Raw genomic sequence first — 13,699 nt, forward strand, 5'->3', positions numbered from 1 at the left:
TTGCAGAGGAAACCTTGTTGAAGCTTTCTAAAATTAATTTGGTTGAAATTCCCAATCAAATTGAACCTACTACCTAAAACCTACCACCTAAAACCTACCATATTCTTCAAAAATGTTATATAAAAAACCTTATTTTACTTGGCTAAAAATATTTATTACCATTACCTTAATCTTAGGAATATGTTTCAGATTCATAAATATTGACCGCAAAGTTTACTGGTACGATGAAACAATTACCTCCTTAAGAATTGCTGGTTATACTAGAGGCGAATTAGAAGACATAACCGATGAAGCTGATATAATTAATGGGAAATTTTTCCAGCAGTATCAAGGAACTAACCCTAATAAAAATGTCATTAATACTATCAACTCCTTAGCAACAGAAAACCCCGAACATTTACCAATTTATTTTGTACTACTCAGATGGTGGGTAAAATTATTTGGTCATTCTGTAGCAGTAACCAGAAGTTTCTCAGCTTTGACCAGCTTATTAGTATTTCCTTGTATTTATTTGTTATGCCGAGAATTGTTCAATCAACCATTAGTTGGAGAAATAGCGATCGCTCTGACGGCAGTTTCTCCAATCTCAGTATTATATGCTCAAGAAGCACGGGTTTATAGTTTATTTACAGTAACAATTTTATTATCAAGTATTGCCTTACTTCGAGCAATGAAAATTCCCACTAAACGTAACTGGCAAATTTACACAATAAGTTTAATTTTTGCCTTATATACTCATCTTTTTTCCATATTAGTAGCCTTTGGTCATGGAATATATATACTTTTAATCGAAAAACTAAAATTAACCAAAAAATTAAAAGCTTATCTCCTAGCATCTGTTTCTGGATTTATAATTTTTTACCCTGGTTTATAGTAATAATTGAGCATTTCGATGGCACAAAATGGGTATCTCGAACAGCACCTTTATTAACCCTGTTGAAAAGATGGTTTATTAATATAGGTTTTACTTTTATCGATATTCAAATTGGCTCTTCAGAAAGATTATTTGATGTCAAAAATATTGTTTTTGATAATGATGCTTTATTAAGCCTCAATACAATCTGGCCGTATCTATTATTGATAAGTTTAATCTTAGTAATATACTCAATTTATTTTATCTGTCGGAATACATCTAAATCAGTAAGTCTGTTCATCTTAACCTTGATATTGTTAACTCCCATAACCTTGATAATTCCCGATTTAATCTCTGGTGGACAACGTTCAACTATTCCTCGTTATTTCATCCCTACTTACTTAGGAATTCAAATATCTGTTGCTTATCTTTTAGCTACTAATTTAACCAACTTTAGTAACCAAATTCAATATAAATTTTGGCAAATAGTAACAGTTACTCTAATTTCTGTAGGAGTAATATCTTGTGGAATTAGTTCCCAAGCTGAAACTTGGTGGCATAAATATAGTAGTTATTATGACCCTCAAGTAGCAAAAATAATTAACCAAACAAACAACCCACTTGTAATTAGTAATCATTCCCTGAGATTAGCTTCTCTGAGTTATTTACTTAATCCTCAAGTTAAATTTCAATTTGTTGAAGTCGGTGATATACCAGAAATTCCTGATGGTTTTAGTCATGTGTTTATATTTCGCCCAGAATGGAGTTTAATTTCAGGATTAGAAACACAAGAAAACTCCCCGCTAGAATTAGTTCATAACAGTGGAGAACTCTGGATTTTAAAATAATCAAGAAAAAAGAAGAAAAAACTGCGTTGCTGAAGCGCGTGTATGGCATTAATTTCAATTACTTAGAAGTCAGGAGTCATATCAAATCCGGTTGAACACTTATATCATGTCCGTTTGAATACTTATAAATCAGGGAGTAGGGAGTAGGGACCCACCCCTAACCCCTCCGGTGGAGGGGAAATAGGGAGTAGGTATGGAGGGAAAATATAGAGATTTACCCTGAAAGTGACAGGATAGTTTTTTTCCAGATCGCTCTTATCCGGACATGATATTACTGAATCCTTGATTCCTATTGACCACTATAATTTTCTTCTTACTTCTTAATTTCTTACTTCTTCTTTCTTATTTCTTATTTCTTATTTCTTATTTCTTGCTTTTGACTTCTTACTTTTGACTTTTGAATTTTGAATTATGTTTTTTATGCTACATTTTGTGGTGCGGAATGTCGGTTGTAATGGTTGTGCATTGCCCGGTAATGTTTTTTACAAAAACAGTGTGAGCATCTTGCTCCCGTGCCAGTTATTCCTTATTTGCTCTATACCATTAACTATGCAGGACTACCGAATTGTTGAGAGCAATAATCAAAAGTACCGAGACGTAATAGTCAACTAGGAAGGAGGTCAAAAATCCAAAAGCTATACAAGAGCAATCTCCCCAAAATTTTATTATCAAGCTCTACACACTCACTTCGGTGACTCCTGTAGAATCACCGAATGTAGTCTAACTTATTCTGTCCATATGCTTAAACAGCCGTCAGAATTATCCCTAACTCATGGACATAGAATTGACACTAACATTAAATTATCTGTCATCCAGGAAATCTTTCAAGTGCTTTTGAGAATATGATCTATTTACTGCTGCAAACTTTTTTTCTTTGCACATAATCCACCTAATGCAGATACTCCTGCCAAAGTCCAGAGAGATGTCAAAGGTTCTGGAACACGACGACGAGGATCTTTACCAACCTCAATTATAGAGAATTCGGCATCAATTTCTAGCGGACCATCAATATCCAACCTAATTGCGCCAACATTAGTGAAATCTGCATCGCCACTAAAATCATCAAAGAGGAAAGTTACAGTTTCTGGAGTTGTGATAGCCTGGGAAAAGGTACGTGAAAGACTTGAAACACCGTTATCAAGGTCATAGATAGTCCAGTTTAACTCTAAACCAGGAAGGTCAGCTGAGATGACTTCTACTAATATACGATCTAGAGGCCAATCACCACCAGTTAGGTCTATTCCTCCCAAACCCGTAGGATCTACTACTGTGGGATCGTCATCTCCATCCCAAACTATAGTTCCAGACCCGTCAGTACCTACATTATTACTAAAGTCAAGTACTCCATTAGTTGCTGTGATACGACTTTGAAGTGCTAAAGCAGCATTTCCCGTAACTTCTATATCCCTAAACCCACCAATGATAGAACCATCTGGTCCTACTTGGCTGCTACTAGGTATAACGGGGTCAACCGCCTGAAATCCAACATCCTGGAATACGCTAAAATCGTCGATTATAATTGGAGCTGCTTGAGCACTGCCTGCTCCCAACATAGCTGTGGCTGCCAATAAGCTAAAAACATATTTTTGATGTCTCTTCATACAAATTCTCCTTCCAAATAACTTTGACTACAGATATGACTACAGATATATAGAACAGTCAATCAGCTATAGCTTATGGTCCTAATCAGGACAACACTGTCAGGAAGCTCTATTGATTACAGCTTCATAATACAGTGTAATTACTTAATTAATTAATTACAACTTAGTTACAAGTTAACTATAACTCTAACCATAGCAACAAAGTCATCAGCTAATTCAACTAAAATTACTATCTTCACGAAAACTTAATATATTTAATTTGTTTAAATATATTAGTTTTTTATGTTTATAATGTGTTATATCGAACAATATAATTTTGATTATTGTACTGATAGATTTTTTGTTCAAGGAAAGTTAAATGATGATTTAGGATAGGTAAGACGGGAAGATAGACCCCTACTCACTGAGCTGAAAGTTTATTTTAACCTAAGCAACATAGAGAATATAAGCATTTTAGCTGACTTAATATTTGCTTGTTCTAAATGTCAAATCAACATAATTATTCATACACAAGACTCTCCATAACTTTAGATTTAATACCTGAATTGTTTAATTCACAACATTATTTATTAGCAAAATAATATTGATTTTTATTACTTATCTATATAAGTAAAAACCCTGAAATAACACAAATACGTTTATTTAATAAATTTTACTTATAGTATTTTTACATAGAATGAAGTGCTTGTCTTCATAGAACCTTTACAAATCTTGCTATTACTCTATAGCAGGGAACGGGAATGTGGGGAGATGGGGAGATGGGGAGATGGGGAGATGGGGAGATGGGGAGGTGGGGAGATGGGGAGGTGGGGAGTTTGGGAAGTTTGGGAAGTGTGGGGAGTTTGGGGAGTTTGGGGAGTTTGGGGAGATGGGGACCCACCCCTCCCCTCCCAGGAGGGGAATATCAAGAAAGATTTGGCAATGGCGCATCGGTTGAAACATTTTTGTATACCGAATTCAGCGGATTTGATATTATTCAGTATTTTTAAAGATAAGAGTCTATATTGTAGGGGCGAATGGCCATTTGCTAACGCAGAGCTGCCGCTCTACATATCACGGAGCGTTAACGGAGTTATGCGGTAGCAAAACGCCAGTAGGTAAAACAGCTTTTTTCCTGACTCTCAATCTTACTCACTCACGAATTTCATACCTGATTTCAGCAATGCCCCATTTTTTTGTAACTATCTATGGACTATGAAGAGATTAATTTGCATAAGTTTTTAACTGCACCCACTCCAATCAGATTTTGGTTTTATTTAAGTCTGGGTTTAGCAGCAATTTGTGGAATTTTAGGAATTATTCCCGCTTTTAGTAGTGAATATGTAGTGCAGGATGATGCTCGCTCCCACGTTTTTTGGATGGCAAGATTTCTCAATCCCGAACTTTTTCCCAACGATATTATTGCTGACTATTTTCAATCTGTCGCCCCCACCGGATATACCTCCTTTTACCAATTATTTTCCCTCATCGGTATTCCACCTTTACTATTAAATAAATTTCTGCCAATCATATTAGGATTAATCACAACTGCCTATTGTTTTAGAGTAGAAATAGAAATATTCCCAGTGCCACTCGCTGGGTTTCTCAGCACATTATTTTTGAATCAAAATCTCTGGCTAAAAGATGACTTAATCTCCGCTACCCCCAGAGCATTTTTATATCCTTTATTTTTGGCATTTTTATACTATTTCCTCAGACATTCTCAGTTAGGAATTGCAGTAGCGATCGCTCTGCTCGGATTATTTTATCCCCAAGGAGTTTTACTCTGTCTTGCTATCTTAGTCTTAGATTTTCTCCACTTCCGAAGTCGCCCAAAATTCATCATTTTAGCTATTGGTTTAACAGCAGGTTTTTTCGTACTTTTACCCTACGCTTTGAATACCTCCGAATATAGTCCGATTATTACATTAGCTGAAGCTAAAAAATTACCAGAATTTTGGCCAGGAGGTAGAGCTTCCTTCTTTTCAAATAATAGTTTTGACTTTTGGTTCACAGGCGATCGCTCCGGCATTATTCCCCCAGAATGGTTATCTCAATCTTTCCTACCTCCCCAAGTTTGGGCAGGATTATTACTCATTTTTTTAAGCTCAAGATATTTTCCCCTAGCCAAAAAAATCACTCATAAAATCATCCTTTTACCAGAATTATTATTAGCATCAACCGGAATATTTTTAGCTGCTCACTTTTTACTGTTTCGGTTACATCATCCCAGTCGTTACAGTCAACATAGTCTCAGAATAATCATGGCTTTAGCGGGTGGCATAGCCTTTACTTTAATAATTGATTTTGTCTGGCACAAATTTCATCTACTCAACCAGTCGTCCAAAACCAAACCAGTATTCAAGAATTTAGAATTTAGAATTAAGAATTTAGAATTACCTCTTCTTATAAATAAGATGATTAGATCAAAAGATTTTTTTTCTTCTCTTGGTCGATTGGATATGGCAAAGTCTCCTCGCCATCCCTCGACGGCTTTTTTCTCCATAAATGGAGAGGCTTTAAACCTTAATTATTCGGTAAAAATCAAAACTATATCTATATATATAGTGCTAATTTTCCTCCTTTTATATCCAGCTTTAACCAACAACTTTCCTGTGACTAATTATGTTGTGGGAAAAGTACCTCAACTTTATGAATATTTAGCCCAACAACCTTCAGATATTCGCATTGCTTCTTTAGCATTGGAAGCTAATAATATTCCTACTTTTGCTCAACGTTCAATATTAGTAGGTTCGGAATATGCTTTGCCTTATCATCAGGGATATTATCGGGAAATAAAACAACGAGCTAAGGATTTAATCGAAGCACAATATAGTCCCGATTTAAAACAGGTACAAAATTTTATTGAAAAATATGGAATTGATTTTTGGTTATTAGATTCTCAAGGGTTGACTTTAGAATATGTCACTAAAAATCATCGTCTGAGGCAATTAAATAATACTGCTGCTGCTGTAGTTAAGGTGCAGATGGAAAATGGTGTGGTTCCCAGTTTGTTAAATGTTCAGAAAAGTTGTCAAGTTCTAGATATTCCAGACTTAGTTTTATTAGAAGCAAAATGTATTTTAGGTCTTAAATAAGGGAGATTACTAAATTTTTCATTCTGTGAAGCTCAAGGCGTGGCGGAAGGAAATTAGGGTTGCGCGATACCAAAAATTCTGATACACTATTGTTATTGGGTGGTGTTCGCCCCTACGCATGACTTTTTATTCAACACAAAAATCATGTTTTGATAGGCGATCGCAATAAAGAGAACTAGAAATAATCACATTTCGTCATTTTGTGAAGCACTAAAAAAAGCGGCGTGGGGAAGGAAATTAGGGTTGCGCGGTACCAAAAATTCTGATACACTATTGTTATTGGGTGGTGTTCGCCCCTACACATGACTTTTTATTCAACGCCAAAATCATGTTTTGATAGGCGATCGCAATAAAGAGAACTAGAAATAATCACATTTCGTCATTTTGTGAAGCACTAAAAAAGCGGCGTGGGGAAGGAAATTAGGGTTGCGCAGCACCAAAAATTCTGATACACTATTGTTATTGGGTGGCGTTCGCCCCTATGCATGACTTTTTATTCAACAAAGAAATATCTGTAGATAGAACTAGATGCGATCGCAAATATCAAGTTGCTGAGGACTGATGCTGATGATAAACCGTAAGACAGTCCGATTTTTGTCCGACTCTTGAAAGTAGGTAAGTGTTGATACTCGCTCAATTTATTCTTTAATGTGAGGCGCGATTACTATTTTCATTCTCGAAAGCACTCCAAGAAAAAAAGCGGCGCGGAAGGGAATTAGGGTTGCGCGACACAAAAAATTCTGATACACTATTGTTATTGGGAGGCGTTCGCCTATACGCATGATTTTTTATTCAACAAAAAAATATCTTGTAGATAGAACTAATGCGATCGCAAATATCAAGTTGCTGAAGACTGATACTGATGATGAACCGTAAGACAGTCCGATTTTTGTGCCATTGCCGCCCTTTTTCAACAAAGCATAGAACCAAAAAGTCTTGATGTTCGGTCAAACTCATCTTCTGAAGCACTACCACGAGAAAAGGAAATTAGGGTTGCACGGCATCAAAAATTCTGATACACTATTGTTATTGGGAGGAGTTCGCCCCCACGCATGACTTTTTATTCAACAAAGAATTATAGATAGAACTGGATGCGATCACAAATATCAAGTTGCTTAGAACTTATGCTGACGATCAACCCTAAGACAGTCCGATGTTTGTCCGACTCTTGAAAGTAGGTAAGTGTTGATGCTCGCTCAATTTATTCTTTAATGTGAGGCGCAATTACTATCTTCCTTCATTCTCGAAAGCACTCCGAGAAAAAAAGCGGCGCGGAAGGAAATTAGGGTTGCACGATACCAAAAATTCTGATACACTTTAGTTATTGGATGGAGTTCGTCCATATGCATGACTTTTTATTCAACTAAAAATCATGTTTTGATCAGCGATCGCAATAGAGAGAACTAGAAATAATCACATCTTGTCATTTTGTGAAGCTCAAAAAAAGCGGCATGGCGGAAGGGAATTAGGGTTGCGCGACACCAAAAATTCTGATACACTATTGTTATTGGGTGGTGTTCGGCCATACGCATGACTTTTTATTCAACAAAGAAAATAGCAGAGCGATCGCAATACTGAGAAATAATCACATTTGAGGCATGAAAAACTAGGGATTTGAGATTCTTCCCTGTCAGTCGCAATGACGAAAATGCTTTATACTGGCTAATTCCTAAGATAGTTTCGCTCCTTAAAATGTCAAATAATTGTAATTGCCTGAACTATTGCATTGTCAAAGTGTTTAACCTATCAAACCTAACTTCTGACTTCCTTCTTCCCTCTTCCTTCTTCCCTCTTCCTTCTTCCTTCTTCCTTCGTAAATGTGATATAAAGAAATCGGGTTTCAGCAGAAACCTTTGCACTTATATATTGTGAATATTTTATTTTATGGTCATCAGTTTCGATCAAGAAACTTGTAGTAATCTCAACATAACTGAATCCCGCGAATGGTTAGTAACAAACGGAATTGGAGGCTACGCTTCTGGTACAGTAGCTAACATCCTAACCCGTCGCTATCATGGATTACTCATAGCAGCACTCAAACCCCCATTAGGGCGTACATTATTGCTAACAAAACTAGACGAAACTGCCAATTATCAAGGTCTAGACTATCCTCTTTACTGTAACCGTTGGGCTGATGGCGCAGAAAACCCAGAAGGTTATCAACAAACAGAAAGCTTCCACCTAGAAGGAACAATACCAGTATGGAAATTTACATTTGCAGACGTGGTATTAGAGAAGCGGATCTGGATGGAACAAGGAGAAAACACCACCTATATTCATTATAATTTGCGCAATGGTAGTCAACCCTTAAACTTAGAAATTAAAGCATTAATTAACCATCGCGATCATCATCATCATACCAACGCTCAAGATTGGCAAATCAGTACTGACAAAATTAAAAAGGGAGTCCGTATACAAGCTTTTCCTGAAGCAACACCCTTATATCTGCTGACAGACCCTCATCCAGATGACAAAAATATAGTATCCACACCCGCCAATAATTGGTATTACGGATTTAACTTAGCAGTAGAAAAATATCGTGGTCAACAAGAATTAGAAGACCACTTACACGCTGTTACTTTTCATGCACAAATTGAAGTAGGAAAATCTCTAACAATAGTTGCCAGCACAAAAGAAAATGCTACTACTAATGGCGAGAGAGAACTAGCTTTTCATCATAATTACGAACAACAAATAATCCAAAAATTTGCCACTACTAAAACATCTAACTCAGAAGTCAAAAATCCAGTCGTTAAATTCTGGAAATCATTTACCCAGACAAAACCACAACCTACTGCAAAACCAACTCCAGACTGGATAAACCAATTAGTATTAGCAGCTAACCAATTTATTGTCGATCGCAAATCGTCCAAACATCCATACGGCAAAACTATCCTTGCAGGTTATCATTGGTTTGAAGACTGGGGTCGCGACACAATGATTAGTTTACCAGGTTTAACTATTTGTACAAAACAATTTGATGTCGCCCGGTCAATTCTGCTCACCTTTGCCGAGTATGTTGACCAAGGAATGTTGCCAAACCGCTTCCCCGACGGTAGTACAACACCAGATTATAATACTGTAGATGCCACACTTTGGTATTTTGAAGCAGTTCGTGCATACTATGAAGCTACAGGCGATCGCCAACTTTTAGTAGAATTGTTTCCAACTTTAGCAGAAATCATTGACTACTATCGCCGAGGTACTCGTTACAATATTCAGTTAGATACTGATGATGGCTTAATTTATGCTGGAGAAGCAGGTTCACAAATTACTTGGATGGATGCCAAAGTAGATGATTGGGTAGTGACACCGCGTATTGGTAAACCCATTGAAATTAGTGCGCTTTGGTATAATGCTCTGCAAATCATGGATAAGTTTGCCCAACAGTTGGGTAAGGATAATCTAGATTATGAAAGGTTGGCAAGGTTGATTAAGGAAAAGGGTTTTGCTCGTTTCTGGAATCAAGAGGAAGGTTATTGTTACGATGTACTTGATACACCTAATGGTAATGATGCTGCTTTGCGACCTAATCAAATATTTGCCTTATCATTACCAGCGATCGGGAAATTTAGTTATCCACCTCTACTAACTCCAGAGCAGGAAAAACAAGTGATGGATATATGCACGCACAAGCTATTGACTCCCTATGGGTTACGCAGTCTAGCTAGTGACGACCCTGAATACAAAGGTGTTTATGGAGGCGATATTTATCAACGAGATGGTGCTTATCATCAAGGTACTGTCTGGGGTTGGTTGATTGGTCATTATGCTGTAGCGCATCTACGAATTTATAACAACCAAGCAAAAGCTGAAGAGTTATTAAAACCGATGGCAGAGCATTTAACGGTACATGGTATTGGCAGCATCAGTGAAATTTTTGATGGAAATGAACCGATGACACCCCGTGGTTGTATTGCTCAAGCGTGGAGTGTTGCAGAAGTTTTGCGAGCGTGGACGGTAATTAATGGATAATTGATAATTAATAATTATTAATCAAATGAGTTAAAAGTACTCCAGTAGGGTGCGTTAGACGGCAAAAATATAAGCTTTCAAAGGCATTTAACAATCCGTCGTAACGCACCATTTTAGCTATCTGTTATAATCAAACCAAAAAAGTTGGTGAGTTGAACAATGCTTAAAATAGCTATTGATGGTTTAAATGCTGTCCAATTTACAGAAGAAATTCTGGCAATTGAAGGTATAGAAGGTAGTTATGAAATAGTTGGTATTGAAAGAGAAGCTGATTTAGCAACTATCGCGACAATAGTTGGAATTGGTGCAGGAACTTCTGTTATGATTATTAATACTCTAAATATTGCAGAGAAGATTTCCCAGTGTTTCAAAAAACATGAGACAAAACTAGAGAAGGTAGAATTTGTTTCTAAGAATGGCAACCGAGTTATACTTCACGGGGCAACTGTAGAACAAATTAAAGATATTTTGGAAAGTTTCCTGAAAAAATAACTATGCAAATTCTTCACTTAGACTTGAAATTAATAGGGGATAATTATGCTCAATTCCGATACTTTTGGAATAATCCTAATAATTATCAAACCTCCGAGCAATTACCTCTGACAAAAATTTCTGCTCTAGTCGAAAAGTCAAACTCATACTATTACACCAGACTGCCAGAAGACCCTGACAAAACTGGTCAAATACTTTATAACTGGTTAGATGGAAATAGCCGTATTTTGCAAAGGGAAATTGATAAAAATCGACGAGAAGGAATTGTTTTAGCTATTTCTACTTCAGAAAGATTAGCTCATTTACCTTGGGAATTGCTCCATGATGGTAAAGGATTTTTAGTTAATTCTAAACCTGCCATTATTCCTGTTCGTTGGATGACGGATAGTCAACAACTTTCTTTTCAAAATCAACCTCATAACCGAGCATTAAATGTTGTGTTTATGGCAACTTCCCCCCCGCAACATGGGAGACCATTTTTCGGAACTTGATTTTGAAGCGGAGGAGGGAAGTATTTTAGAAGCAACTAAAAGAACACCTTTGTTTTTAGAAGTAGAAGAAAGTGGTTGTTTGACTGAATTAGGTTATCTGGTGGGAAATCAGGAAGAGAATTTTTTTTGATGTTATTCATCTCACAGGTCATACAAAATTTCGGAATGATAAACCTTGCTTTGTTACTGAGACAGAATATGGAGAGGCAGAATATAGTAGTGGGGAAGATATTGCTACACAATTACAATATCGATACCCTAAACTGATTTTTCTATCCGGTTGTCGGACTGGATATGAATATGAAGAAAATATTCCGTCAATGGCAGAATCTTTATTGAGTGAACGTGTAACAGCAGTTTTAGGATGGGGCGATCGGGTTTTAGATACAGATGCAACAACAGTAGCAGCAAAATTTTATCAGGGGTTGTCTTCTGGAAAAAGAGTAACGGAAGCATTGGCGGAAACTTACCAGGAATTAATTAAAGTTAATGCTAGAGACTGGCATAAATTACGACTTTATGTGGCGGGTAGTTTACCGGGAGCGTTAGTAACTCCCTTGAGAAAACCAGGTCGGAAACCTGCACCCCGTTACAACAAAACAATTGATGAATTTAGGGATGAAGAGCGTAAATTTAGAGTAGTAAATCGTGAAAATTTTGTTGGTCGTCGCCGTCAGTTACAAAATTGTCTCCGTGCTTTTAAGTTAGATGATAAGTTGGGAATATTAATTCATGGTATGGGAGGTTTAGGAAAAAGTACCATTGCTTCTCGACTTTGGGAACGTTTCTCGGAATATGAAACAGTCTTATGGTGGCAACAAATAGATAGTTCTAATTTAGTACAAAAATTGGCAGATAAATTGAGGGATGCTGACCTACGTTCTAAATTACAAAATAATAAAAATGGACTTAAATATAGGTTGCGAGATTTGTTTGAAAATTTGATTGAAGCTGGAGCAAAACCTTTTCTTTTCCTCTTTGATGATTTTGAATTTAATCTCGAACCTCGTGAGGGTGGATTTGTTTTGAAACCTGAAGTGGCAGAAGTTTTAGATGCTTTGGTTTTTGCAATTCGAGAAATAGGTAGGGAAAAAATTATTATTACTTCTCGTTATGAGTTTCAATATGATTTATTAAGTGAGTTTTGGGTACAAGGTTTAGACGCATTTCGCAAAGCTGATTTAAAGAAAAAATTGAAACGTCTGGAGAATTTTAATTCGGGAAAAATTGATGAAAAGTTAATCGAAAGAGCCTTAAAACTTGCAGATGGAAATCCCCGTTTATTGGAATGGTTGGATAAAGATGTGCTTGCCTGTAAGAATATTGATGCCAAACTAACTGAGCATGAATCTAGTTCTGAAGATTGGAAATGGAAAATAACTAGGTCTGAACTTTATGCACAAATTGATGAAAAAGGTATTCAGGTATTGAGTAATTGTTTAGTGTTGGAAATTCCTGTACCGATGTTAGCTTTAGATGCGGTTTGTGAGTCTATTTCTGGTTATCAAGAAAAGTTAAATCAAGCGGTAGATTTAGGTTTAATAGAAACTGGTTCGGAAGTAGAAGAATCTGAGCGTGTTTATCGAGTTTCACGGATTGTACCTCATATTATTTCGAGTATTAAATTGCCTGAAGTTCCTGAAGTTTATTCTTTGTATGAAAAAGGTTCGGAAAAGTTGTTTGAGTTATGGGGGAAGAAAGACAATAGAAGTGAGGAAAAATGGCGTGAGATTTTCCGGTTAAAGTTTGCCAATAAAGAAAATCCTGAGCGATTTCGAGAGGGATTTTCTCAAATGTTGTCCTGCGACTATTATAGTGCAGCTGATTCTGCTTATAAGTCTGAACTTAAGCAAATCAAAACGGAACTAACAGAACTACTAAAGAATAATAATTTGGAAGAATATTTGTGTCAAGGTGAATGGAGAAAAGCTGATGAGCAGACAGTAGTTATTTTTTATCAAGTAATGGCATTAAGGGATATTCAAACATCTTTTATTTATGATGATAAGGAGTTTCCAATGTCAATACTTAAGTACATAGACCAACTTTGGATAAAATATAGTAATGGTAAGTTTGGTTTTTCCGTCCAAAAGAAAATTTATCAGAGTTTGGGTGGAAAAGGAAAATATGACAAGGAAGTATACGAAGCATTTGGTAATGAAGTCGGATGGCGTTCAGGAGAAAAACAGTTGCATTATTCAGACCTAACTTTTAGCTTGAATACTGATTATACTGGGCATCTCCCGTTTCAGGCATGGCAGTATTGGGAAGCGACAGAATCAATGAGGCCGAAGATAGAATTTGTTAATTTGGGTAAACTTTTATGATTGATCTGGAGGGGTGAATTTGAATATCTGACAAC

General features: G+C 36.5%; 11 protein-coding genes. 9 read left to right on the forward strand and 2 right to left on the reverse strand.

Annotation, left to right across the window (positions count from 1 at the left end):
- Nucleotides 1-112: 112 nt before the first annotated feature.
- Both SAGCYANO_RS45345 and SAGCYANO_RS45350 read left to right on the forward strand, forming a co-directional pair.
- Complete coding sequence (locus SAGCYANO_RS45345; protein ID WP_237396525.1) at nt 113-874, forward strand: glycosyltransferase family 39 protein; 762 nt, start codon at nt 113-115, stop codon at nt 872-874.
- A 62-nt stretch (nt 875-936) separates the two neighbouring features.
- Nucleotides 937-1,701 carry a hypothetical protein gene (locus SAGCYANO_RS45350; RefSeq protein WP_237396526.1) on the forward strand — a complete coding sequence of 255 codons (765 nt, stop codon included), beginning with the start codon at nt 937-939 and terminating at the stop codon, nt 1,699-1,701.
- Nucleotides 1,702-2,552: 851 nt separating this feature from the next.
- On the opposite strand, the gene SAGCYANO_RS22530 is transcribed toward SAGCYANO_RS45350, so the two are convergent.
- Nucleotides 2,553-3,302 carry a hypothetical protein gene (locus SAGCYANO_RS22530; protein WP_202222116.1) on the reverse strand — a complete coding sequence of 250 codons (750 nt, stop codon included), beginning with the start codon at nt 3,300-3,302 and terminating at the stop codon, nt 2,553-2,555.
- A gap of 681 nt (nt 3,303-3,983) precedes the next feature.
- On the opposite strand from SAGCYANO_RS22530, the gene SAGCYANO_RS22535 reads away from it, so the two are divergent.
- Both SAGCYANO_RS22535 and SAGCYANO_RS22540 read left to right on the forward strand, forming a co-directional pair.
- The gene (locus SAGCYANO_RS22535) at nt 3,984-4,385 is read left to right on the forward strand and encodes a hypothetical protein (protein WP_202222117.1); all 402 of its coding nucleotides are present in this window, start codon (nt 3,984-3,986) and stop codon (nt 4,383-4,385) included.
- Between the two features lie 104 nt (nt 4,386-4,489).
- Entirely contained in the window at nt 4,490-6,379 is a 1,890-nt protein-coding gene (locus SAGCYANO_RS22540; RefSeq protein ID WP_202222118.1) for a hypothetical protein, read from the forward strand.
- Between the two features lie 1,718 nt (nt 6,380-8,097).
- On the opposite strand, the gene SAGCYANO_RS22545 is transcribed toward SAGCYANO_RS22540, so the two are convergent.
- The gene (locus SAGCYANO_RS22545) at nt 8,098-8,238 is read right to left on the reverse strand and encodes a hypothetical protein (protein WP_202222119.1); all 141 of its coding nucleotides are present in this window, start codon (nt 8,236-8,238) and stop codon (nt 8,098-8,100) included.
- Nucleotides 8,239-8,263: 25 nt separating this feature from the next.
- On the opposite strand from SAGCYANO_RS22545, the gene SAGCYANO_RS22550 reads away from it, so the two are divergent.
- From SAGCYANO_RS22550 to SAGCYANO_RS22570, 5 genes are all read left to right on the forward strand, one after another.
- Nucleotides 8,264-10,354: an amylo-alpha-1,6-glucosidase gene (locus tag SAGCYANO_RS22550; RefSeq protein ID WP_202222120.1), complete on the forward strand. Its 2,091-nt coding sequence runs from the start codon at nt 8,264-8,266 to the stop codon at nt 10,352-10,354.
- Nucleotides 10,355-10,513: 159 nt separating this feature from the next.
- A complete protein-coding gene (locus SAGCYANO_RS22555; protein ID WP_202222121.1) occupies nt 10,514-10,846 on the forward strand; it encodes a hypothetical protein in 333 nt (110 codons plus the stop codon).
- A 2-nt stretch (nt 10,847-10,848) separates the two neighbouring features.
- Nucleotides 10,849-11,337, forward strand: a complete 489-nt coding sequence (locus SAGCYANO_RS22560; RefSeq protein WP_202222122.1) for a hypothetical protein — start codon at nt 10,849-10,851, stop codon at nt 11,335-11,337.
- On the forward strand, nt 11,312-11,467 hold the full coding sequence (locus SAGCYANO_RS22565) for a hypothetical protein (RefSeq protein WP_202222123.1): 156 nt from the start codon (nt 11,312-11,314) through the stop codon (nt 11,465-11,467). Before SAGCYANO_RS22560 ends, SAGCYANO_RS22565 begins: the two co-directional genes overlap by 26 nt.
- A gap of 4 nt (nt 11,468-11,471) precedes the next feature.
- Nucleotides 11,472-13,664: a GUN4 domain-containing protein gene (locus SAGCYANO_RS22570; protein WP_237396533.1), complete on the forward strand. Its 2,193-nt coding sequence runs from the start codon at nt 11,472-11,474 to the stop codon at nt 13,662-13,664.
- Nucleotides 13,665-13,699: the final 35 nt, after the last annotated feature.

Source organism: Okeania sp. KiyG1 (genome assembly GCF_014132355.1).
Taxonomy (GTDB): domain Bacteria; phylum Cyanobacteriota; class Cyanobacteriia; order Cyanobacteriales; family Microcoleaceae; genus Okeania.